At 74.0% G+C, this 22,907-nt stretch carries 21 protein-coding genes; 17 read left to right on the top strand and 4 right to left on the bottom strand.

Annotated features, from left to right (window positions below; translation table 11 throughout):
* Positions 1–136 precede the first annotated feature (136 nt).
* Together AB0D66_RS00575 and AB0D66_RS00570 are read left to right on the top strand one after the other, a co-directional pair.
* A complete protein-coding gene (locus AB0D66_RS00575) occupies positions 137–1,309 on the top strand; it encodes an acyl-CoA dehydrogenase family protein (RefSeq protein ID WP_362294426.1) in 1,173 nt (390 codons plus the stop codon).
* Positions 1,306–1,704, top strand: a complete 399-nt coding sequence (locus AB0D66_RS00570; protein ID WP_362294423.1) for a RidA family protein — start codon at positions 1,306–1,308, stop codon at positions 1,702–1,704. Before AB0D66_RS00575 ends, AB0D66_RS00570 begins: the two co-directional genes overlap by 4 nt.
* Positions 1,705–1,782: 78 nt before the next feature.
* Here the strand turns inward: AB0D66_RS00570 and AB0D66_RS00565 are convergent, their stop codons facing one another.
* Positions 1,783–2,580, bottom strand: coding sequence for an SDR family oxidoreductase (locus tag AB0D66_RS00565; RefSeq protein ID WP_362294420.1), 798 nt, complete (start codon positions 2,578–2,580; stop codon positions 1,783–1,785).
* A gap of 107 nt (positions 2,581–2,687) precedes the next feature.
* Here AB0D66_RS00565 and AB0D66_RS00560 point away from each other — a divergent pair, with 107 nt between their 5' ends.
* Positions 2,688–3,596 (top strand): LysR family transcriptional regulator, encoded by a 909-nt coding sequence (locus tag AB0D66_RS00560; protein WP_362294417.1) that lies wholly within the window; start codon positions 2,688–2,690, stop codon positions 3,594–3,596.
* A gap of 16 nt (positions 3,597–3,612) precedes the next feature.
* On the opposite strand, the gene AB0D66_RS00555 is transcribed toward AB0D66_RS00560, so the two are convergent.
* Positions 3,613–4,983, bottom strand: a complete 1,371-nt coding sequence (locus AB0D66_RS00555) for an aminopeptidase P family protein (protein ID WP_362294414.1) — start codon at positions 4,981–4,983, stop codon at positions 3,613–3,615.
* A 174-nt stretch (positions 4,984–5,157) separates the two neighbouring features.
* On the opposite strand from AB0D66_RS00555, the gene AB0D66_RS00550 reads away from it, so the two are divergent.
* From AB0D66_RS00550 to AB0D66_RS00485, 14 genes are all read left to right on the top strand, one after another.
* Positions 5,158–7,524: a collagenase gene (locus AB0D66_RS00550; RefSeq protein ID WP_362294411.1), complete on the top strand. Its 2,367-nt coding sequence runs from the start codon at positions 5,158–5,160 to the stop codon at positions 7,522–7,524.
* 70 nt (positions 7,525–7,594) lie between these two features.
* A complete protein-coding gene (locus AB0D66_RS00545; RefSeq protein ID WP_362294408.1) occupies positions 7,595–8,731 on the top strand; it encodes an FAD-binding oxidoreductase in 1,137 nt (378 codons plus the stop codon).
* A gap of 964 nt (positions 8,732–9,695) precedes the next feature.
* A complete protein-coding gene (locus AB0D66_RS00540; RefSeq protein ID WP_362294405.1) occupies positions 9,696–10,007 on the top strand; it encodes a (2Fe-2S)-binding protein in 312 nt (103 codons plus the stop codon).
* Positions 9,988–11,655, top strand: coding sequence for an FAD-dependent oxidoreductase (locus AB0D66_RS00535; RefSeq protein ID WP_362294402.1), 1,668 nt, complete (start codon positions 9,988–9,990; stop codon positions 11,653–11,655). Before AB0D66_RS00540 ends, AB0D66_RS00535 begins: the two co-directional genes overlap by 20 nt.
* Positions 11,656–11,731: 76 nt before the next feature.
* A complete protein-coding gene (locus tag AB0D66_RS00530) occupies positions 11,732–12,670 on the top strand; it encodes a dihydrodipicolinate synthase family protein (RefSeq protein WP_362294399.1) in 939 nt (312 codons plus the stop codon).
* Positions 12,671–12,687: 17 nt separating this feature from the next.
* On the top strand, positions 12,688–13,692 hold the full coding sequence (locus tag AB0D66_RS00525) for a proline racemase family protein (protein ID WP_362294396.1): 1,005 nt from the start codon (positions 12,688–12,690) through the stop codon (positions 13,690–13,692).
* Positions 13,689–14,708, top strand: coding sequence for a proline racemase family protein (locus AB0D66_RS00520; protein ID WP_362294393.1), 1,020 nt, complete (start codon positions 13,689–13,691; stop codon positions 14,706–14,708). The genes AB0D66_RS00525 and AB0D66_RS00520 overlap by 4 nt, the downstream gene beginning before the upstream one ends.
* A complete protein-coding gene (locus AB0D66_RS00515) occupies positions 14,705–15,664 on the top strand; it encodes an ornithine cyclodeaminase family protein (protein ID WP_362294390.1) in 960 nt (319 codons plus the stop codon). The genes AB0D66_RS00520 and AB0D66_RS00515 overlap by 4 nt, the downstream gene beginning before the upstream one ends.
* Positions 15,665–15,718: 54 nt before the next feature.
* On the top strand, positions 15,719–16,435 hold the full coding sequence (locus AB0D66_RS00510) for a GntR family transcriptional regulator (RefSeq protein WP_362294388.1): 717 nt from the start codon (positions 15,719–15,721) through the stop codon (positions 16,433–16,435).
* A gap of 270 nt (positions 16,436–16,705) precedes the next feature.
* Complete coding sequence (locus AB0D66_RS00505) at positions 16,706–18,451, top strand: ABC transporter substrate-binding protein (protein WP_362294385.1); 1,746 nt, start codon at positions 16,706–16,708, stop codon at positions 18,449–18,451.
* Between the two features lie 22 nt (positions 18,452–18,473).
* Positions 18,474–19,499: an ABC transporter permease gene (locus AB0D66_RS00500; RefSeq protein ID WP_362294382.1), complete on the top strand. Its 1,026-nt coding sequence runs from the start codon at positions 18,474–18,476 to the stop codon at positions 19,497–19,499.
* Complete coding sequence (locus tag AB0D66_RS00495) at positions 19,496–20,482, top strand: ABC transporter permease (protein ID WP_362294379.1); 987 nt, start codon at positions 19,496–19,498, stop codon at positions 20,480–20,482. Before AB0D66_RS00500 ends, AB0D66_RS00495 begins: the two co-directional genes overlap by 4 nt.
* Complete coding sequence (locus AB0D66_RS00490) at positions 20,482–21,489, top strand: ABC transporter ATP-binding protein (RefSeq protein ID WP_362294376.1); 1,008 nt, start codon at positions 20,482–20,484, stop codon at positions 21,487–21,489. Before AB0D66_RS00495 ends, AB0D66_RS00490 begins: the two co-directional genes overlap by 1 nt.
* Complete coding sequence (locus tag AB0D66_RS00485) at positions 21,489–22,466, top strand: oligopeptide/dipeptide ABC transporter ATP-binding protein (protein ID WP_362294374.1); 978 nt, start codon at positions 21,489–21,491, stop codon at positions 22,464–22,466. The genes AB0D66_RS00490 and AB0D66_RS00485 overlap by 1 nt, the downstream gene beginning before the upstream one ends.
* A gap of 55 nt (positions 22,467–22,521) precedes the next feature.
* Here the strand turns inward: AB0D66_RS00485 and AB0D66_RS00480 are convergent, their stop codons facing one another.
* Together AB0D66_RS00480 and AB0D66_RS00475 are read right to left on the bottom strand one after the other, a co-directional pair.
* The gene (locus tag AB0D66_RS00480) at positions 22,522–22,728 is read right to left on the bottom strand and encodes a hypothetical protein (RefSeq protein WP_362294371.1); all 207 of its coding nucleotides are present in this window, start codon (positions 22,726–22,728) and stop codon (positions 22,522–22,524) included.
* Positions 22,721–22,894: a hypothetical protein gene (locus tag AB0D66_RS00475; RefSeq protein ID WP_362294368.1), complete on the bottom strand. Its 174-nt coding sequence runs from the start codon at positions 22,892–22,894 to the stop codon at positions 22,721–22,723. Before AB0D66_RS00475 ends, AB0D66_RS00480 begins: the two co-directional genes overlap by 8 nt.
* Between the last annotated feature and the right edge of the window lie 13 nt (positions 22,895–22,907).

Here is a 22,907-nt window from a genome sequence, read left to right as displayed (position 1 = left end):
CCCCCTTGCGAAGGTCCCGGATGGGGTGGAGCCGGCCGTGCGGTCTCCCCCGGCTGCCGCTGGGAGGTACCCCCGAAGCAGCGTATCGTGATGGTGACGGCAGTCAACAGGACGCGATAGAAGCGGGGATGTTCGGATGAACGGATTCGCGCTCGGGGCGGACCAGGAGGCGTGGTGCGGGCAGTTGCGCGCACAGGCGGCCGACCGGCTGCGGCCGCTGGCCGAGAAGGGGGAGCCGGGCCGGGTCAACCGCCCGCTGCTCGCGATGCTGGGAGAGCTGGGCCTGCTGGAGCGGGTGTTCGCCTCGGGCGCGCTGGAACTGTGCCTGCTGCGGGAGTCGCTCGCCTACGGTTGCACGGAGGCCGAGACGGCGCTCGCCCTCCAGGGCCTGGGCGCGTACCCGGTGCTGCGCTCGGGCAGCGCGGCACAGCGGGAGCGCTGGCTGCCCGAGGTGCGCGCCGGGCGGGCGGTGGCGGCCTTCGCGCTGAGCGAGCCGGGGGCCGGCTCGGACGCGGCGGCCCTGGAGCTGGCCGCGGTCCCCGACACCGGCCCGGGGGCCGGCTCCGGTTCCGGTTCCGGTTCCGGTTCAGGCGGGGGCTGGCGGCTCAGCGGGGAGAAGTGCTGGATCTCCAACGCCCCGGAGGCGGACTTCTACACGGTGTTCGCCCGGACGGGTGAGGGCCCGGGGGCCAAGGGGGTGTCGGCCTTCCTGGTCCCGGCGGACCGCCCCGGGCTCACCGGCGAGCCCCTCGACATGCTGTCGCCGCACCCCATCGGCTCGCTGGCCTTCGACGGCGTCCCCGTCGGCCGGGAGGACCTGCTCGGTGAGCCGGGCCAGGGCTTCCGCGTCGCGATGGACACGCTGAACCTGTTCCGGCCGAGCGTCGGGGCGTTCGCGGTCGGCATGGCGCGGGCCGCGCTCGACGCGACGCTCGCGTACACGGCGGACCGGGCAGCGTTCGGCGGCCGGCTGAGCGACCTGCAGGCGGTGGCCCACCGGGTGGCCGAGATGGCCACCCGCACGGAGGCCGCCCGGCTGCTCGTGTACGCGGCGGCCGGCGCCTACGACGGGGGCTCGCCGGACGTTCCGCGGCGTGCGGCCATGGCGAAGCTCCTGGCCACGGAGACCGCCCAGTACGTGGTGGACCACGCGGTCCAGCTGCACGGAGCGGTCGCCCTGCGGCGGGGGCACCTGCTGGAGCACCTCTACCGGGAGGTGCGGGCGCCGAGGATCTACGAGGGGGCCAGCGAGGTGCAGCGCACGATCATCGCGAAGGAGCTCTACCGGGGGGCGGCGGTCGCGCGATGAGCCTCGAGCGGATCAACCCGCCGGAGCTGTCGCCGGCGACGGGCTTCTCGCACGCCGTGGCGGCGACCGGGTCGCGGCTGGTGTTCCTGGCCGGCCAGACGGCGCTGGACGGGGCGGGCAAGGTGGTGGGGGAGAGCCTGCCCGAGCAGTTCGAGCGGGCCCTGTCGAACCTGCTGGCCGCCCTCGCGAAGGCCGGCGGGGCCCCCGCGGACCTGGCCCGGGTCACCGTCTACGCGGTGGACGTGGCGGCGTACCGGGACTGTGCGGGGGAACTCGGCCGGATCTGGCAGAGGTTGGCGGGCCGGGACTATCCGGCGATGGCCGTCATCGGCGTGGTCCGCCTCTGGGACGAGCAGGCCCTCCTCGAACTCGACGGCGTCGCGGTCCTGCCGTAGCCGCGGGGGCCGAGGCCCAGGCCCCCGGCCTCGCGCCGGCCGGGGGCCTGGCTGCCGGGGGCCCTCCCCCCGGGATGGTCAGGAGCGGCCGGTGACGTGGCCGCCGTCCACGCGCAGGGCGTGTCCGGTGATGAACTCCGCACCCGCCAGGTACAGCACGGCGTCCGAGATCTCCGACACCTCGCCGACCCGGTTCAACAGGGCGACCCCGCCGTAGGAGTCCACGTCCGCGCCGCCGTGCAGCGATGTGCGGACGATGCCCGGCGCCACGAGGTTCACGCGGATGCCGTCGGCCGCCAGCTCGGCGGACAGGCTCGTCGTCAGGGCGTGCACACCGGCCTTGCTCACCACCGGCGCGGACGCCGGGAAGCCCGCCAGCGCGTGGTCCACCAGCACGGTGCCGATGTTGACGATGCTGCCGCCCCGGCCCTGCGCGCGCAGCGCCCGTACGAACGCCTGCGTGGTGAGGTAGGTGCCCTTCAGATTGCCGGTCAGAAAGCCGTCGAGCTCGTCCTCGGTGACCTCGGTGAAGGGCCTGGAGGCGAACGTGCCGGCGTTGTTGACCAGGACGTCGATGCGGCCGAACCGGTCCAGGGCGGTACGGACGAGCGCGTCGCCCGTCGCCGCCGCGGCGATGCTGCCCGCCGCCCAGGCGGTGCGGCCGGGCCGGCCGAGGGCCGCCGCGGCCTCCTCCAGGCGGTCGGGATCGCGGCCGTTCAGGACCACGTTGGCACCGCTCTCCAGGAAGGCGCGGGCGATGTCCAGTCCGATACCGCTGGAGGAGCCGGTGATCAGAGCGGTGGTCCTGCCGGAGCCGGACCCGGAGTCGGTGCCGGATCCGGTGCGGGCGCTGGTGCCGGTCGTGGTGTCGGTCATGGTGCGTGCCTTTCGCGGCGACGGGTCCGTTCGGTGACACCAGAAACCTATGGACCTCCAACTCATCACACCACGACGTAGATTGGAGCGTGCGATAATCCCAGGTTATGGATGTGGACCTGCGTGACCTGGAGCTCCTCGACGCCACCGCCGAGGCCGGCTCCCTGACGGCCGCCGCCGAGCGGCTCTACGTCAGCCAGCCGGCCCTCAGCCAGCGGCTCACCCGGCTCGAGGCGCGCCTCGGCATGCGGCTCTTCGACCGCAAGGGCCGCCGCCTGGTGCCCAACGCGGCGGGCCGCCGGATGCTGGTCACCGCCCGCCGGATCCTCGGCGAACTGGAGTCGGCCTCCCGCGACCTGCGGGACATCCGCGACGGGCGCGACCGCCGGGTCCGCTTCACCGCGCAGTGCAGCACCACCCTCCCGTGGCTGCCACCGGTCCTGCGCGCCTTCCGCGAACGCGAGCCGGACACCGAGGTGCGCATCGAGACCGTCGCGGACGACGCCCCGATCCCGGCGCTGCTCGCCGACCAGGTCGACGTCGCGCTGGTCACCAAGCCGGACCTGCAGATGGACCGGGTGTCCCTGACCAAGCTGTTCGACGACGAGATGATGGCCGTGGTGCCGGCCGGACACCCGTGGGCCTCCCGCGCCCACCTGACCGCCCGTGACTTCGACGGCGCCGACCTGGTCCTCTACGACGGCTACGACCAGAGCCGCATCCCCTCGATGCCCCTGCCGATCCCCGCCGGGGCCCGCCCCGCCAGGATCACCACCATGCCGGTGGTGACCGACCTGGTGATCGAGATGGTCGCCGGCGGCCAGGGGGTGACGGTGCTCCCCAACTGGGTGGCCGCCCCGTACGCCTCCTCGCACGGCCTCGCTCTGGTCCGCATCGGCGAGGAGCCGCTGACCCGCACGTGGTTCTGCGCCACCCGCACCGGCCCGCGGCCGCCCCACCTCGACGCTTTCGTCGAGGAGCTCACCCGCCGCCTCACGGCCCCGACGCCGGCCTGATCGGCACCAGGGCCCCTCAGCCCTCCAGCAGCCGGCCCATCCACTCCTCGATCCCGGCCACCGTGCGCGGCAGGGCCCCCGACATCAGGCGCGCCCCGTCCGCCGTGACGACCAGGTCGTCCTCGATGCGCACGCCGATGCCGCGCAGCTCCGGCGGCAGGGTCTCGTCGTCCGGCTGGAGGTACAGGCCCGGTTCCACCGTGAGGACCTGGCCCTCCTCCAGGACCCCTCCCAGGTAGGTCTCCGCCCGGGCCTTCGCGCAGTCGTGGACGTCCAGGCCCAGCATGTGCCCGCTGCTGCACAGCGTGTACCGCCGGTGCAGGTCGCCGCGCGCGTCCTTCAGGACGCCCCACTCCGCCAGGCCCTCCGCGATCACCCGCATCCCGGCCCGGTGGAAGTCCCCGAAGCTCGCCCCGGGGCGCAGGGCGGCCATGCCCGCCTCCTGGGCGGCCAGGACCAGTTCGTACACCTGCCGCTGGACCGAGGTGAAGCGGCCCGACAGCGGGAGGGTGCGGGTGATGTCCGCCGTGTACAGGGTGTCCGTCTCCACGCCCGCGTCCAGCAGCAGCAGTTCTTCGCCGTTCAGCCGGCCGTCGTTGCGGATCCAGTGCAGCGTGCACGCGTGCGCGCCCGCCGCCGCGATCGTCTCGTACCCGGTGCCGTTGCCCTCCGCCCGGGCGCGCAGGTTGAACACCCCCTCGATCCACCGCTCCCCGCGCGGGTGGGCCAGGGCGCGCGGCAGCGCCCGTACGACGTCTTCGAAACCCGCCGCGGTGTGGTCGACCGCCAGCTGGAGCTGTTCGACCTCCCAGGCGTCCTTCACCAGGCGCAGTTCCGAGAGGGCGGCGGCCAGTTCGGGGTCGGTGGACGCGTCGCGGCCGGCCGGGGGGCCCAGCAGGTCCAGGTGCGCGCAGCGGATGCCGGTGAGGCGCTCGGCCTCCGCCAGGTCCGGGCGGCGGCCCACCCAGAACTCCCCGTAGCGGCGGTCGCGGAAGAACTCCTCGTTCCCGTCCGTCCGCGGCGAGCGCGGCCGCAGGTGGAGCACGGCCTCGTGGGCGTGCGGTCCGGCGGGTTCCAGCACCAGGACGTGGCCCGCCTGGTCCTCGCCCGTCAGCCCCGTGAGCCAGGCGTACGCGCTGTGCGGGCGGAAGCGGTGGTCGCAGTCGTTGGAGCGGACCTTCAGCCCGCCCGCCGGAATGACCAGCCGCTCGCCCGGGAAGCGGGCGGAGAGCCGCGCCCGACGGGCCGGGGTGAGGGCGTGGCCGGGGACGCGGTCGGCGCCGGGCAGCGGGGAGGGCGCCCAGCCCTCCGCCATGAAACGGGACAACTCCGGAGATACCGGCAGGTCGTGGCTGCCCGTGTGGAGGCGGGGCGGAGTGTCGGTCACGGGGGCTCCCTCAAGAAGGTGCGAACTGGTGGGCGCACAGGTCTTGTCAGTGCAATTTCACATTACTATGTTACAGCTCACACCGCGGCACGTTAATCCCCGTCAAACGCCGTGTGACGCAGGGCCGTTCACCGCACCACCCCCCACCCCAGCCTCTCCCACCAGGAGTTCTCGGTGTCCAAGCACAGAGCTGTGCGCTCGTCCCTCCTCGCCTCCGCCGTCGCCGTGACGCTCCTCGCCTCCGCCGGGCAGGCGATCACGCAGGCCGCCGAGGCCCCCGCCCCGGCCGCCTTCGCCGGCGCCCAGGCCGCCCCGGCGCCCGCGGCGAACCCCTTCGACGAGGTCGACCACCTCGCGAACGCGACCGAGGCGGCCCCCGCCCCCGCCCCGGCCCCCGGCGGGCAGGCCATCACCGGCCAGGTCCCCGGCGCGGCCACACCCGCCGCCGCACCCGCCGAGCGCACCGAGAAGAGCCGCAAGGCCGCGGCCCAGGCCCCCACCGCGCGCAGCGTCGCGGCGGGCGTGCCCTGCACCCTCGACGGGATCACCGGCCTCGGCCCGGAGCAGTTCGCCGACTTCCTCGCCGACCCGGCCGTCCTCGCCGACGGCTGTCTGCGCGGCCTCATCTGGACCTGGGACGCCCGGCTGACCCCGGTGATGTCCGATGCGCACGTCCAGGCCGTCTCGCGCCGGATATCCCGCCTGGCCGCCGCCCACGACGGCCGCAACTCCTCCCACCTGGAGGAGATGTTCACCTACCTGCACGCCGTCGCCTACCACGACTACTCCCGCTCCGAGATCGACGTCACCGACGCGCCGACCGTAGGCGCCATGCGCCAGGCCATCGCCGACTTCGGCAACGCCGCCCGCACCTTCGACGTGACCGCCTCCAACGCCCGCACCCTGCGCGAGGCCCTGTACGCGGGCAGCGCGCCGGGCTTGCGCCAGCACCAGCTCGGCCTGATCACCAAGGTGCTGGCCACCATGGACCCGGCCCACCCCGCCACCCACCTCGACGCCGGCTGGGCGGGCGCCGCCCTCGCCGCCCTCTCCGTCAACTACCTCGGCGTCTACCCGGGCAACCAGGACGCCGCCTTCCACGCCGCCGTGGCGGCGGACCCCGCCTACCGCGCCGCCTTCAAGGCCTTCGCCGGCTACACCCACCTCAAGGGCACGGGCAACGCCTGGGTGGCGCGCGACGCCCTCAGCGAGTACGCCCGGTTCGGCCAGGTCGAGGGGCTGCGGGGCCAGGTCGTCGCCGACCTCGGCGCGATGCTGGAGCCGGTGAAGGCCTCGCTCGGCACCGAGCCGTGGGCCAAGGTCGTGTCCTGGCTCAACTTCTACGAGGCGTGCAAGCAGTACGGGGTGTGCAAGGAGGACATCGAGAAGCAGATCTTCCCCCACACCTTCGTCTACGACAACGGCGCCATCAAGGTCCGCACCGGCCTCGACCGGGCCACCGTCGACCAGCTCTACTACGCGAGCAAGCAGGTCAAGACGCAGTTCCACCGCGTGCTGGGCACCGACCAGCCGCTGGCCGGCGACCCCAACACCACGCTGAACATCGTGCTGTACGGCTCCCGCGCCGACTACGAGAACTACCACCCGATCCTGACGGGCTACGACACGAACAACGGCGGCATCTACATCGAGAACGGCGCCACCTTCTACACCTACCAGCGCCGCGTCCCGCAGGACTCCTCCCTCACCCTCGAGGAGCTCTTCCGCCACGAGTACACCCACTACCTCAACGGCCGCTTCGCCGTCCCCGGCTTCTTCGGCGAAGGCCCCTGGTACGAGGGCGACCGGACGACCGCCATGGACGAGGGCACGGCCGAGTTCTTCGACGGCGCCACCCGCGACAACGGCATCGCCGTCCGCAAGTCCCTGGTCAAGAGCATCATCGGCGACACCGCGAACGGCGGTCCGCGGATGACCGTCGAGCAGCTGCTGAACGCCACCTACGAGGGCGACGGCTTCCGCTTCTACAGCTACGCGGGCACCTTCTTCGAGTTCCTGTGGACCGAGAAGCCCTCGCTGCTGCGCGAGATGTACACCCACCTGCGGGCCAACGACGTGGCGGCGTACGACGAGTGGCGCCACCGGCTGGGCGCCGACACCTACCTCCAGCGCGACTACGACCGCTTCCTGAACGCGCAGATCGCCAAGGTGGACCAGCTGTTCGTGCCGAACACCACCTTCACCCCCAACGACCAGCTGCGCGACGCGGCGCTGGCCTCGGTGAAGTCCTCCTTCGCCACGGCCACGTACAACACCCCGGACTGCGTGGAGAACGGCGACCCCGGCAAGCGCCGCTTCACCTGCACCGGGCGGATCACCGCGAACCTGAAGAACTGGCGCAGCGACGACCAGAACTTCAAGGACATGTCCGAGACGGTCGACTACTTCATCCTCGACCGGGCCGGAGCGGCCTCCAACAACCTGGCCGACATGAACTGCTCCTTCGGCCCGGTGGAGATCTGGTCGAACAAGGTGGCGGGAAGCGCGAGTTACAGCTGCGAGGGCCCGCTCCGCAGCTGATCCGTACCGGGCCGGCCCCCCTCGCGGGGCCGGTCTGGGCAGCCGATAAAGAATGTGACATATTACTGCCGTGCTCAAGAGACATTCCCTGGACGCCGTCATCATCGGCGCCGGCGTCGTCGGAGCGGCGTGCGCGTACTACGCGGCCCGCGCCGGACTCTCCGTCGCCGTGGTCGACCGCGGCCCGGTCGCGGGCGGCACGACCGGCGCCGGCGAAGGCAACCTGCTCGTCTCCGACAAGGAGGCGGGCCCGGAGCTCGACCTGGCCCTGCTGTCCGCCGGACTCTGGCGCGAGCTCGCGGCCGTCCTCCCCCGGGAGATCGAGTACGAGGCCAAGGGCGGGCTCGTCGTCGCCCCGGACCAGGCTTCGCTCGAAGCCCTGCGGACCTTCGCGCAATCCCAGCGCAAGGCCGGGGTCGAGTCGGCGGAGGCGGACCCCGACGACCTGCGCGACCTGGAACCCCATCTGGCACCCGGCCTGGCGGGCGGCTTCCTCTACCCGCAGGACGCCCAGGTGCAGCCCGCCCAGGCCGCGGCCCGGCTGCTGGCCGCGTCCGGCGCCGAGGTCCACCTCGGGGAGGAGGTCACGGGCTTCGTGCGCTCCGGGGAGACCGTGCGCGGGGTCCGCACCGCGCGCCGCGAACTCCTGGCCCCCGCCGTGGTGAACGCGGCGGGCACCTGGGCCGGAGCGGTCGCGGAGCTCGCGGGCGTGCACCTGCCGGTCCTGCCGCGCCGCGGCTTCGTCCTGGTGACCGAGCCGCTGCCGAGGGTGGTGCGGCACAAGGTCTACGCCGCCGACTACATCGCGGACGTCGCCAGCGGCTCCGCCGCCCTGCAGTCCTCGGCCGTCGTCGAGGGCACGCCGGCGGGGCCCGTCCTGATCGGCGCCACCCGCGAACGGGTCGGCTTCGACCGCGGCCTGTCCACCGAGGCGCTGCGCCGCCTCGCCACCCAGGCGGCGGCCCTCTTCCCCGTCCTTGCGGACGTGCAGGTCCTGCGCACCTACCACGGCTTCCGCCCGTACCTGCCCGACCACCTCCCGGCGATCGGGCGGGACCCGCGCCGGCCCGGCCTGTTGCACGCCTGCGGCCACGAGGGAGCCGGCATCGGCCTGGCCCCGGCCACCGGGCTGCTCATCGCGGCGGCCCTGACGGCAACCGAACCCGCGCTCCCGCCGTCCCCGTTCCGCCCGGAGCGCTTCGCATGACCCCCCGGCGACCCAACCCCCGTGGCTCCGCCCCGGCCCCCGCGCCTCAAACGCCGGCGGGGCTGGTTTGTGCCCGGTGGGGTCGGGTGGTGCCTGGTTGGGCCCGAGGCCGTCCGGTGCGCTGGATGGCGCCGGGCGGGGCTCAAAGCCTCGGGGGTCCGCCCCGGCCCCCGCGCCTCAAACGCCGGCGGGGCTGGTTTGTGCCCGGTGGGGTCGGATGGTGCCTGGTGGAGTCGGATGGTGCGCGGTTGGGCCGGAGGCCGTCCGGTGCGCTGGATGGCGCCGGGCGGGGCTCAGAGCCTCGGGGCTCCGCCCCGGACCCCGCGCCTCAAACGCCGGCGAGGCTGGATTTGCCCGGTGGGGTGGATGGCGTTCGGCGGCGCCGGAGGGTGCCCGGTGGGGTCGGATGGTGCCTGGTTGGGCCGGAGGCCGTCCGGTGCGCTGGATGGCGTCCGGCGGGGCTGGAGGGTGCCCGGTGGGGCTAGGTGGCGCCCCGCCGGGGGCGGGGACGGGGTGGGGTGTTGTCCGGGACGTAGAACGTGATTTGTTGGCGCGGCAGCAGCCCGCGCCGACGCAGCCCCGCCCAGGGCGCCATAAATCATGAGTCCCGGACGACACCCCACCCCGGCCCCGACCCCGGCCCCGGCGAAGCCCCCGCCCAGGGGCCCTACCCCAGCCAGACACTCTGCCCAGCCCCCGTCCCAGGGCCCCGCATCGGCCAGGCGCCCTGCCGAGCCCCCGGCCAGGGACACCGCCCCCGGCCAGGGATCCCGCCCCAGCCAGACCCCGCCGAGCCCCTGGCCAGGGACACGGCAGCCGGACCCGGATCCGCCGTGTCCCCGGCCAGGGACACGGCAGCCGGACCCGGATCCGCCGAGCCCCCGGCCAGGGACACGGCAGCCGAACCCGGATCCGCCGAGCCCCCGGCAGGGACACCGCACACCACCCCGAGGAGGACCCCCTGATGCGCACCCCCCGCTCCCTGGTCGGCGGAGCCCCTTCGGCCGCGTACACCATCGCCTTCGACGGCCGTGAGCTCCCCGCGCAGGCGGGCCAGTCCATCGCCGCCGTGCTCTGGTCGGCCGGCATCCTCGCCTGGCGCACCACCCGCGAGGGCGGCGCCCCGCGCGGCGCCTTCTGCGGGATCGGCAGCTGCTACGACTGCCTCGTCACGGTCAACGGCCGCCCGAACCAGCGCGCCTGCCTGGTCCCCGCCCGCGAGGGCGACTCCGTCACCACCCAGGAAGGAACCGGTCATGCCGAACTCGCCGTCTGAGCCCGCCGGGCCCGCGCCGGCGGACCTCGCGATCGTCGGCGCCGGCCCCGCCGGCCTGGCCGCCGCCGTCACGGCCGCCGGCCTCGGCCTGCGCGTCGTCGTCCTCGACGCGGGGGAGCGGCCGGGCGGGCAGTTCTACCGCCACCCCGCCCCCGGCCTCGGCGCAGCCCGCCCGGAGGCCCTGCACCACGCCTGGCCCGAGTTCGCCACCCGCGAAGCCGCCCTGCGCGCCCACGAGTCGGCGGGCAGAATCACGTACCTCCCGCTCCACCACGTGTGGACGGTGGTCCCGGGCCCAGACGCGGGGCCGGCCACACCCGCGGCCCCGGTCACGCCCGCGGCGCCGGCCACACCCGCGGCCCCGGTCACGCCCGCAGCCCCGGCCACACCCGCGGCGCCGGCCCGACCCGCGGCGCCGGCCACGCCCGCAGAGGCAGCCCCACCCGCGGCCCCGGCCACACCCGCGGCCCCCCAGATAGACGCACCCCCGCCCCCCGCCCCCACCCCCCGCACCTGGACCCTGCACGCCATCCGCGAAGCCGAGGCGGCGGTAGCCGTTCGGGCCGGGGCCGTGCTGCTCGCCACCGGGGCCTACGAGCGCCAACTGCCGTTCCCCGGCTGGACCCTGCCCGGGGTCGTCGGGGCCGGCGGGGCGCAGGCCATGCTCAAGGGCGGGCTCGTCCTGCCCGGCAGGCGCGTGGTGGTCGCCGGGAGCGGCCCGCTGCTGCTCGCGGTGGCCGGGTCGCTCGCCGCCGCCGGAGCCGCCGTGCCCGCGGTCGTCGAGGCCGCGGCGTACACCGCGTACGCCGCCCGGACCCCCGTGCTGCTGCGCAACCCCGGCAAGCTCGCCGAGGCCGCGGCCTACGGCGCGGCCCTGGCCCGGCACCGCGTCCGCCTCCTCACCCGGCACGCCGTCACCGCGGCGCACGGCACCGGCCGCGTCGAGGCCGTCACCGTCGCCCGGCTCGACCGCGACTGGCGCCCGCTGCCCGGCACCGCCCGCCGGATCCCCTGCGACGCCCTCGCCGTGGGCCACGGCCTGGTGCCCCAGCTGGAACTCGCCACCGGCCTGGGCTGCGCCACCCGCCACAGCCCCGACGGCACGGTGGCCCTGGACCTGGACGCCGAGCAGCGGACCTCCGTCCCCGGCATCTGGTCGGCGGGGGAGACCGGCGGCATCGGCGGCGCCCAACTGGCCCTGGTGGAAGGCGAACTGGCGGCCCGCTCCATCGCGGCCGCCCTGCGCGGCACCGGGGGCGCGGCGCCCGGAGGCAACTCCGCCCGGCGCGGCGGCCGGGTACCCGGCCTCGCCCGCACCCGCGCCCGGCTGCGCGCCTTCGCCGGCGCGATGGCCGCCGCCCACCGTCCGGGCCCCGGCTGGACCGGCTGGCTCCGGGACGACGCGGTCGTCTGCCGCTGCGAGGAGGTGACGGCCGGCACGATCCGCGAGGCCGCCGGCGAACTGGGCGCGCGGGACGCCCGTACGGTCAAACTCCTCACCCGCGCGGGCATGGGCTGGTGCCAGGGCCGGATGTGCGGCCCGGCCGTGGCCGCCCTCGCCGGCGGGGACCCGGCGCCCGACCGGCGGCCGCTGTCCTGCCCGGTCCCGCTGCGCCGGCTCGCCGAACTTCCCCCGGACGCACCCTGATCGGACCGCTCCCGGCCCTTGTGGCCGACTCGCACCCGCTAGTAAAATGTCACACACCACACTAGGGAGTCATCTCATGACCGACGCGACCACCCCCGCGACCCGCACGACCTCCGGCCCCGACATCCGCACCCGCCCCTGGCACGGCATCATGGTCGCCACCACCCTCCCGCTGCGCGAGGACCTCAGTGTCGACTACGACGCCTACGCCGAACACGTGGCCTGGCTGATCGCCGGCGGCTGCGACGGGGTGGTCCCCAACGGCTCCCTCGGCGAGTACCAGACCCTCACCGACGAAGAGCGGGCCCGGGTCGTGCGCACCGCCGTGGAGGCCGCGGGCGACGGCGCCCGCGTCATGCCCGGCGTGGCCGCCTACGGCAGCGCCGAAGCCCGCCGCTGGGCCGAGCAGGCCGCCGAGGCCGGAGCCGGATCCGTACTCCTGCTGCCCCCCAACGCCTTCCGGGCCGACGAGCAGGCCGTACGCGCCCACTACGCCGAGGCCGCCCGCGCCGGGCTGCCCGTCGTCGCGTACAACAACCCCTACGACACCAAGGTGGACCTGGTCCCCGCCCTGCTGGCCCGGCTGCACGCCGACGGATCCATCGTCGCCGTCAAGGAGTTCAGCGGGGACGTGCGCCGCGCCTACGAGATCGCCGAGCTCGCCCCCGGCCTCGACCTGCTCATCGGCGCCGACGACGTCCTCCTCGAACTCGCCCTCGCCGGCGCCGTCGGCTGGATCGCCGGCTACCCCAACGCCCTCCCGCGCTCCTGCGCCACCCTCTACCGGGCCGCCGTGGCCGGCGACCTCGACACCGCCCTGCCGCTCTACAAGTCCCTGCACTCCCTGCTGCGCTGGGACTCCAAGACCGAGTTCGTCCAGGCCATCAAGCTCTCCATGGACCTGGCGGGCCGCCGTGGCGGAGCCACCCGCCCGCCGCGCTTCCCGCTCACCGGCGACACCGAGGCCGCCGTCCGCGCCGCCACCGAGAAGGCCCTGGCCGAGGGCCTCAACTAGCCAGATCCGGAGACCCCATGCGCACGCGACACGTCTACCACGCGGTGGACTCGCACACCGAGGGCATGCCGACCCGCGTCATCACCGGCGGAGTCGGGGTGATCCCCGGCGCCACCATGGCCGAGAAGCGGCTCCACTTCATCGAGCACCTGGACCACATCCGCACCCTGCTCATGTACGAGCCGCGCGGGCACGCCGCGATGAGCGGCGCCATCCTCCAGCCCGCCACCCGCCCCGACGCCGACTTCGGCGTGCTCTACATCGAGGTGTCGGGCCTGCTGCCCATGTGCGGGCACGGCACCATCGGGGTCGCCACCGTCCTGGTCGAGACCGGAATGGTGCCCGTCGTCGAACCGGTCACCACCGTCCGGCTCGACACCCCGGCCGGGCTGGTGGGCGTCGACGTCCGCGTCGAGGACGGCGCCGCCACCGCCGCCACCCTCACCAACGTCCCGTCCTTCTGCGTCGGCCTCGACCTGAAGGCCGAGGTCCCCGGCTTCGGCACGGTCACCTACGACCTCGCCTACGGCGGCAACTTCTACGCCCTCGTCGAACTCGACGACCTCGGCCTGCCCTTCGACCGCGCCCGCAAGGACGACCTGATCGCGGCCGGCCTCGCGGTCATGGACGCGGTCAACGCGAGCGCGGACCGCCCCGTCCACCCCGAGGACCCCTCCATCGCCGGTGTCAAACACGTCTACCTCGCCGCCCCCGGCTCCGACGCCCGCCGCTCCCGGCACGCCATGGCCATCCACCCCGGCTGGTTCGACCGCTCGCCGTGCGGTACGGGCACCAGCGCGCGCATGGCCCAGCTGCACGCCCGAGGCCTCCTCGAGCTCGGCGCGGACTTCGTCAACGAGTCGTTCATCGGCAGCGAGTTCACCGGCCGGCTGGTCGGCCAGACCACCGTCGGCGGGCGCCCCGCCGTGGTCCCCACCGTCACCGGCCGGGCGTGGATCACGGGCACCGCCCAGTACTTCCTCGACCCGGCCGACCCCTTCCCCGGAGGCTTCCTCCTGTGACCACCGTCCGCACCACGGACTACCACACCGCCGGCGAGCCCTTCCGGATCGTCGACGCCGCCACCTCGGGCATCCCGCCCGTCCCCGGCGACACCGTCGCCGAGCGCTGCGCCACCGCCATCGGACCGGGAGGCTCCGCGACCGCCCCGCGCCGCGGCGCCCTGGACGAGGTACGGCGGATGCTCGTACAGGAACCGCGCGGCCACGCCGGGATGTACGGCGGCTTCGTCGTCCCGCCCGACGACGACGGAGCCCACTTCGGGGTGCTGTTCTGGCACAAGGACGGCTTCTCCACCGCCTGCGGCCACGGCACCATGGCCCTCGGCGTCTGGGCCGTGGAGACCGGCCGGGTCGCCGCCCCGGACGACGGAGACGCCCAGGTGCGCGTCGACGTGCCGTCCGGGCGGGTCACCGCCACCGTGCACCGCGACGGCGGCCGCACCACCGGCGTCACCTTCCGCAACGTCCCGGCGCGGGTGAGCGCCCGCAAGGTGCCGGTCGCGACCACCCTCGGCATGGCGGAGGTGGACATCGCGCACGCCGGGGCCTGCTACGCCTCGGTCGCCGCCCGCGACCTCGGCCTCGACGTCTCCCGGGCCGCGCTGCCCGCCCTGGTGCGCGCCGGGCAGGAGATCCGGGCCGCGCTGGCCACCCACCCCGCCACCTGGCATCCCGACGGCCCGCTGCTGTCCGGGGTCTACGGGGTGATCCTCCACGAGGAGCTCCCCGACACGCCGTTCGGGCCGCATCAGCGCAACGTCACCGTCTTCGCCGACGGGCAGACCGACCGCTCGCCCTGCGGCTCCGGCACCTCGGCGCGGCTCGCGCTGCTCGCCGAGGACGGGCGGCTCGGACCCGGCGAGGACCTGCTGCACGAGTCGGTGACGGGCACGGTGTTCACCGGACGGATGCTCCCCGGCGGGGTCACCGAGGTCACCGGCACCGCCTACCGCACCGGCGAGCACGCCTTCACGGTGGACCCGTACGACCCCCTCGGGAACGGGTTCCTGCTGTGAGCGGGCCCGGGATCCCGCAGTTCGGCGCCGCCGAACTGGCGGGGCTGCTGGCCCCGGCGGCCGCCGCCGACGCCCTGGCCGACGCCCTGCGGGGCGGCCTCGACCCGGAGGGCTGCCCGCAGCGCACGGCGCTCGCCGTACCCGGCGGAGGCGAACTGCTGCTGATGCCCGCCGCGTCCGGCTCGTACGCCGGGGTGAAGATCGCCGGGATCCAGCCGGGGAACCCGGCCCGCGGACTGCCCCGGATCACCGGGTCCTACCTGCTGCTCGACGGCCCCACCCTGCGTCCGCTCGCCCTGCTCGACGGAGCGGCCCTCACCACCCTGCGCACCCCGGCGGTCTCCGCCCTGGCGCTGCGCCACCTGGCACCGGCCGGGCGGCCGCTTCGGCTGGTGCTCTTCGGCGCGGGGCCGCAGGCGTACGGCCATCTGGAAGCGGCCCTCGCCGTGCGGGAGCTGGCGGAGGTGGTCGTCGTCGCCCGGCGGCCGCAGGCCGCGGAGGAACTCGCCGCGTACGCCCGCACCCTGGGCCCGGCCGCCCGCACCGGCACCGCGGCGGACGTGGCCGGCGCCGACCTGGTCGTCTGCTGCACCACCGCCCGCGAGCCCCTCTTCGACGGGCGGCTGGTGGGCCCGGGGGCCACGGTCGTCGCCGTCGGTTCGCACGAGCCGGGGGCCCGGGAGACGGACACCGCCCTCGTGCGACGCGCGGCGGTGTACGTGGAGTCGCGGGCGGCGGCCCTGCGCGAGGCGGGGGACCTGCTGGTGCCCGAGGCGGAGGGCGCGATCGGGCCGGGCCACATCACGGGCACCCTCGCCGACCTCGTGACGGGCCGGATGCCGGTGGGCGGGACGCCGGGTTGTCCACAGCTCTTCAAGAGCGTGGGCATGGCCTGGGAAGATCTTGCCGTGGCGGTCGCGCTGTTCGAGGCCGCCGGGGCGAGCGGAGAAACGTGACATTGTACGCTGTTCCTCTGCCCGTCGGGTGTCGGGCGTCTCGGAGGAAGAGCAATGGGTGACCTGAAGCAGCACAGTCTCATCAAGGCCCAGGAACGGCTCCGCGACCAGGTCGGCCACGCCCTCCGAGCGGCGCTGATAGCGGGTGAGCTGCGGCCCGGGAGCGTCTACTCGGCGCCCGGCCTCGCGGCCGAACTCGGCGTGTCGGCCACGCCGGTGCGCGAGGCGATGCTCGACCTCGCCCGCGAGGGCCTGGTCGAGCCGGTCCGCAACAAGGGCTTCCGGATCACCGAGGTCAGCGAGCGCGACCTCGACCAGTACACCGAGCTGCGCACGATGATCGAGGTGCCGACCATCGGCCGGATCACGAAGATCGCCACGGCCGAGCAGCTCGAGGAGCTGCGCCCCATCGCCGAGGAGATCGTCACCAGTGCGCGCGAGCACAACCTCATCGGCTACCTGGAGGCGGACCGCCGCTTCCACCTCTCGCTGCTCGGCCTCTCGGGCAACGACCGCCTCGTCGAGACGGTCGGCGACCTGCGCAAGCGCTCCCGGCTGTACGGGCTGACGGGCCTGGACGAGGCCGGCAAGCTGGTGTCCTCGGCGCAGGAGCACCTCGAACTGCTCGACCTGATGATCTCCGGCGACGCCGCGGCGGCCGAGGCCTGCATGGTCCGCCACCTCGGCCACGTCCGCTCCCTCTGGGCGCAGGGCCGCGACGAGCCGGTGGGCCGCACCCCGGGCGGCCTCGGCGGCTCCGCGAAGGGCTGACCCGGGCCTCCGAGGGTCCTGCCAAGGGCTGACCCGGGCCTCCCGGAGGCTCCCGCCAAGGGGCGCCCCGGGCCTGCCCGAGGGCTGCGCCGCGCCTCCCCGAGGCTCCCGCCATGGGCCCGGACCGTTCTGGTCCGGGCCCAACTCGCGTTCTAGGCGGGCGATTTGGACACGGCTGAATAACGTCGGGCTCAACCTCTTGTCAGTGCAATTTCACATTACTATGTTACCGGTCACATCATAGAGCGCGGCCCTTCACTGGAGTGACCCATGACCAAGCGCACCCAACTCGCCCTCGCCACCGCCCTGGTGGCCGCTCTCGCACTCGGCGTCTCGGGCTGCTCCGACACCGGGAAGAAGGGCCAGGGCGGGGCCTCCGCCGAGAACCCCGCGGCCGCCAACGACGGCAAGATCCTCGGCGGCACCCCGGTGAAGGGCGGCACCCTCACCGTCCTGTCCAACCAGGACTTCGCCCATCTCGACCCCGCCCGCAACTGGGTCATGCCGACCATGGACTTCGGGACCCGGCTGCTCTACCGCACCCTCGTCACGTTCAAGGCCGAGCCGGGCAAGGCCGGCAGCGAGCTCGTCCCCGACCTCGCCACCGACCTGGGCACCCCCTCCAATGGCGGCCGCACCTGGACCTTCACCCTCAAGGAGGGCGTCAAGTACGAGGACGGCTCGCCGGTCAGGGCCCAGGACATCAAGTACAACGTCGAGCGCTCCTTCGCCCCCGACCTCACCGGCGGCCCCGACTACGCCGCCCAGTACCTGGCCGGCACCGAGGGCTACAAGGGCCCGCTCCAGGGCGAGCACCTCGACTCGGTGAAGACCCCCGACGACCGCACCATCGTCTTCGAACTCAAGCGGCCCGTAGCCGAGTTCTCCGCGACCGCCACCCTGCCCACCTTCGCGCCCGTGCCCCAGTCCCAGGAGAAGGGCACCCAGTACGACGCCCGCCCGTTCTCCTCCGGCCCGTACAAGATCGAGTCCTACGACCGCGACAAGAAGCTGGTCCTGGTCCGCAACGAGCACTGGGACGCCGCCACCGACCCGGTGCGCAAGGCCTACCCGGACAGGTTCGTGGTCGTCATGGGCCTCAAGGGCGGCCAGATCGACGACCGGATCATCGCCGGCGAGGGCGCCGACGCCTCCGCCGTCCAGTACTCCGACATGCGGCCCGAGAGCGCGCCGAAGGTGCTCCCCAAGCCGGAGGTCAAGGCGCGGCTGCTCGCCGAGTCCCAGGGCTGCACCGAGATGCTCCACCTGAACAACTCCCGGGCGCCCTTCGACGACCCCAAGGTCCGCGAGGCCATGCAGTACGCCGTCGACAAGGAGGCCGTGGTCACCGCGGGCGGCGGCCCGGCCCTCAACGAGGCCGCCACCGCCTACCTGCCCCCGGCCCTCTCCGGAGGGAAGCAGGCCGACATCCTGAAGATCGCCCCCGCGGGTGACCCGGCCAAGGCCAAGGAACTGCTCAAGGCCGCGGGCAAGGAGGGCCTCAAGGTCTCCCTCGCCGTCTCCACCGGCGACAAGGGCAAGGCGGAGGCCATCCAGCAGGGCCTGTCGCGGGCCGGCGTCGAGGTCGTCGTCGACACCGTCGACCCCGGCGCGTACTACGACGTCATCGGCGACCTCTCCACCACCCCCGACATGACGCTCTCCGGCTGGTGCCCCGACTACCCCTCCGGCTCCACCTGGATCCCCTTCGTCTTCGACGGCCGCACCATCAAGGACAAGGGCAACCAGGGCAACTACAGCCAGTTCCGCGACGACGCGACGATGAAGCGCATCGACGAGATCAACGCCATGGCCGACGCCAAGCAGGCCAACCAGGCCTGGATCGACCTGGACGCCGAGCTCATGAGGAAGTCCCCCTCCGTGCCGATCCTGCTCGAGCGCAAGCCGCTGCTCGTCGGCCCCAACATCGCGGGCGCCTACGGCCACCCGGTGTGGACCGGCACCATCGACTACGCGACCGTCGGCCTCAAGGACCCCTCGAAGAGCCAGGGCTGAGGAGAACACGGAGCCCCGACCCATGACCGCCACCCCGGCTCGTGACACCGCCGCCACCCCGGCCCGTGACACCGCCCCGGACCCCGGCACCCCGCCGGCTCCCGGCACCCCGCCGGCCCCCCGCGCGGCCGGTACCCCGCCGGCAGCGCCCGGCAGCAGCCCCTGGCAGCTCGCCCGGCGGGAACTGGGCCGCCGCCCCGCCGTCCGCGTCAGCCTCGGCCTCGTCCTCCTCTTCGTCCTGATGGCCGTCACCGCCCCCTGGCTGGGCGCGCTCGGCGGCTGGTCACCGGAGGAGTTCGACAAGACCGCCATCGACCCCTACCTCGGCGGCCTGCCGCTGGGCTCCTTCGGCGGGATCAGCCCCGAGCACTGGCTCGGCGTCGAACCCGTCACCGGCCGCGACCTGTTCGCCCGCGTGGTCAACGGCGCCCAGGTCTCCCTGCTCATCGCCTTCGCGGCCACCGCCATCGTGGTCCTCGCGGGCACCGCCGCCGGGATCGCCGCCGGCTACTTCGGCGGCCGCACCGACACGGTGCTGTCCCGGCTGATGGACCTGACCATGTCCTTCCCGTCCCTCATCTTCATGATCGCGATGCTGTCCGTGGCCAAGGACGTCAACCGGATCGTCCTCATGACCACCGTCATCGGCGTCTTCGGCTGGCCCGGCGTCGCCCGCGTCGTCCGCGGCCAGACCCTCTCCCTCAAGCACCGCGAGTACGTGGACGCCGCCCGCGTCGGCGGGTCGAGCTCCTGGCGGATCCTGACCCGCGACATCCTCCCCGGCGTCTCGGGCCCGGTGATCGCCTACACCACCCTGCTCATCCCCGGCATGATCAGCACCGAGGCCGCGCTCAGCTACCTCGGCGTGGGCGTCCGCCCGCCCACCCCCTCCTGGGGCCAGATGATCGCCGAGTCCGTCGCCTTCTACGAGACCGACCCCATGTACTTCGTCATCCCGAGCGTCTTCCTCTTCCTCGCCGTGCTCGCCTTCACCCTGCTCGGCGACGCCCTGCGCGACATCCTCGACCCGAGGGGCGGCCGCAGTTGATCCTCTACCTCGCCCGCCGGCTCCTCGCCCTGGCCGGTGTGCTCCTCGCCATCGCCGCCGTCACCTTCCTCATCTTCCACGTCCTGCCCGCCGACCCGGCCGCCGCCGCCTGCGGCAAGACCTGCAGCGCCGAGCGCCTCGCCGACGTACGGGCCTACCTGGGCCTCGACCAGCCCCTGTGGAGGCAGTTCGCGGACTTCCTGACCGGCATCTTCACCGGCCGCACCCTCGGCACCGGCCAGTACGCCGTCCAGTGCGACTTCCCGTGCCTGGGCTACTCGTACGAGAACTCGCTGCCCGTCTGGGACCTGCTCATGGACCGGCTCCCGGTCTCCGCCTCCCTCGCCGTCGGCGCCGCCGCGCTCTGGCTCGTCCTCGGCCTCGGCGCCGGGGTCACCGCCGCCCTGCGCAAGGACACCGCCACCGACAAGGCCCTGATGGTCGGCGCGGTCGCCGCCGCCTCCCTGCCCGTCTACTTCACCTCCGTGATGCTCATCTACGGGGTCATCCGCATCGCCGGCCTGCTGCCCTACCCCAGCTACCAGGCCCTCACCGACGACCCGCTCGGCTGGGCCGCCAACCTCCTCCTGCCCTGGACCGCGCTCGCACTGCTCTACGCCGCCATGTACGCGCGCCAGAGCCGCGGTTCGATGATCGAGGCGATGGCCGAGCCGTACATCCGCACCGCCCGCGCCAAGGGGATGCCCGAGCGCACCGTCGTCGTCAAACACGGACTGCGCTCCGGGATGACCCCCATCCTCACCATCTTCGGCATGGACCTCGGCGGACTGCTCGCCGGAGCCGTGATCACCGAGTCCATCTTCGGACTCCCCGGCATCGGGCGGCTGTTCTACGGGGCGCTGGTCAGCTCGGACCAGCCCGTGGTCCTCGGGGTCACCCTGCTCGCCGCCTTCTTCATCGTCGTCGCCAACCTCGTCGTCGACCTCCTCTACGCCGTCGTCGACCCGAGGGTGAGGTACTGATGACCGCCGCGACCACCGCTCCGCTCCTCCAAGTACGGGATCTGGGCGTCACCTTCACCACCCCGCGCGGCACCGTGCGCGCCGTCGACTCACTCGGCTTCACCGTCGAGGCGGGCCGCACCCTCGGCATCGTCGGCGAGTCCGGCTCCGGCAAGTCCGTCACCTCGCTGGCCGTCATGGGCCTGCACCGGGGCGCGGCCGAGGTCACGGGATCCGTGGCCCTGGCCGGACGGGAGCTGACCGGTCTGCCCGAACGCCGGCTGGCCGCCCTCCGCGGCCGCAGGATGGCGATGATCTTCCAGGACCCGCTCTCCAGCCTCCACCCCTACTACACGGTCGGCGAGCAGATCGCCGAGCACGTCCGGGTGCACTTCAAGGCCGGGCGGGCCGCCGCGCGCAAACGGGCCGTCGACATGCTCGGCGAGGTCGGCATCCCGGAACCGGCCCGCCGGGCGGGGGAGTACCCGCACCAGTTCTCCGGCGGCATGCGCCAGCGCGCGATGATCGCCATGGCTCTGGCCTGCGAGCCCGAGCTGCTGATCGCCGACGAACCCACCACCGCCCTGGACGTCACCGTGCAGGCCCAGATCCTGGAGCTGATCGCCAGGCTCCAGCAGGAGCGCGGCCTCGGCGTCGTGATGATCACCCACGATCTGGGGGTGGTCGCCCGCGTCGCCCACGAGGTGCTGGTCATGTACGGCGGCCGGGCCGCCGAACAGGCCCCGGTGGACGCCCTGTTCGCCGAGCCCGCGCACCCCTACACCCGGGGCCTGCTCGACTCGCTGCCCCGCCTCGACGCGGCGGACGGCGAACCGCTGCCCTTCATCCCCGGATCACCGCCCTCCCTGCTCGCTCCGGCCCCCGGCTGCGCCTTCGCCCCGCGCTGCCCGCGCGCCGCCGAGCGCTGCACCGCCGTACGCCCCGCACTGGAGGCGTACGGGGACGCGCCGGGGCGGACGGTGGCCTGCCACTTCGCCGGCGCCCGTACCGTCGAGGAGGCGGCCTGATGACCACCACCGAACCGCTCCTGTCCGTGCGGGACCTCACCATGACCTTCCCCGGGAAGCGGTCCGCGACCGGGCGCCGGGGGGCGCCCGTGCGCGCCGTGGACGGGGTCTCCTTCGACCTGGCGCCGGGTCAGACCCTTGGCCTGGTCGGGGAGTCGGGCTGCGGCAAGTCCACCACGGGCCGGATGCTGGTCCGCCTCCTGGAACCCACGTCGGGCAGCGTCACCTTCGAGGGCAAGGACATCAGCAGGCTGTCCCAGGGAGCCCTGCGGCCCCTGCGCAGGAACATCCAGATGGTCTTCCAGGACCCGCACTCCTCCCTCAACCCCCGCCAGAGCATCGCCCGCGTCATCTCGGACCCGCTCCTCGTCCAGGGCTGGAGCGCGGCGGACGCCCGCCGCCGCGCGGCCGAGCTGATGGACCTGGTCGGCCTCATCCCCGAGCACATCGACCGCTACCCGCACGAGTTCTCCGGCGGCCAGGCCCAGCGCATCGGCATCGCCCGCTCCCTGGCCACCAGCCCCCGCCTCGTCATCGCCGACGAGCCGGTCTCCGCCCTCGACGTCTCCGTACAGGCGCAGATCGTCAACCTGATGGAACGCCTGCGCACGGAACTGGGCCTGGCCTACGTGTTCATCGCGCACGACCTGTCCGTCGTCAAGCGGGTCAGCGACCGGGTCGCCGTCATGTACCTCGGCAGGATCGTCGAGATCGGGGCCAAGCACTCCCTGTACGAGAACCCCCAGCACCCCTACACCCGGGCCCTGCTGTCGGCCGTCCCCCTCCCCGACCCGGCGGCGGAGCGCCGCCGCGAGCGGATCGTCCTCCTCGGCGACCCCCCGAGCCCGGCCGCCCCGCCCCCGGGCTGCACCTTCCACCCCCGCTGCCCGAAGGCCCAGCAGATCTGCCGCACGGAGCGCCCCCTCCTCAAGCCCGCCTCGGGCAGAGAGGTGGCCTGTCACTTCCCGGGTGACTGACGGGGATCCACGGGAAGAAGGAGGGCCCCGGAGACAACGGCGTCTCCGGGGCCCTTCACACGGCCTCGACGTTGCCGACGGCGGTCGAGATCTCCCGGCCGGACGGCCCGCGGATGTAGGCGAGTTCCACCCAGTGCTCGATCCCGGTGGCGGACACGTTCTCGTTCACCACGGCCATCAGCTCGCCCTCGACACCGGACGCCACGTCGCGCACACGGCGACGCAGCAGCCGATGCGGCACGTACGCGTACCGCTCAGTCATGGCCGGCCCCTTCCAGGCCGCCGATGAACCGCTCCCACCCGACGAGCGCGCGGTCGAGGAGCTCGGCGCTGGGCTCCGGCACGGCGGTGCAACCCGCCCGTAGCCCCTCAGGGGTGTCGATGCAGAGCACGCCGCGCGCGCGGCTGTGAATCCTGCGGTGGGTCACCAGGGTCTCCCTA

This window comes from Streptomyces sp. NPDC048270, from assembly GCF_040652335.1.
GTDB lineage: Bacteria > Actinomycetota > Actinomycetes > Streptomycetales > Streptomycetaceae > Streptomyces.
This window is presented reverse-complemented; position numbering and strand designations above follow the sequence as displayed.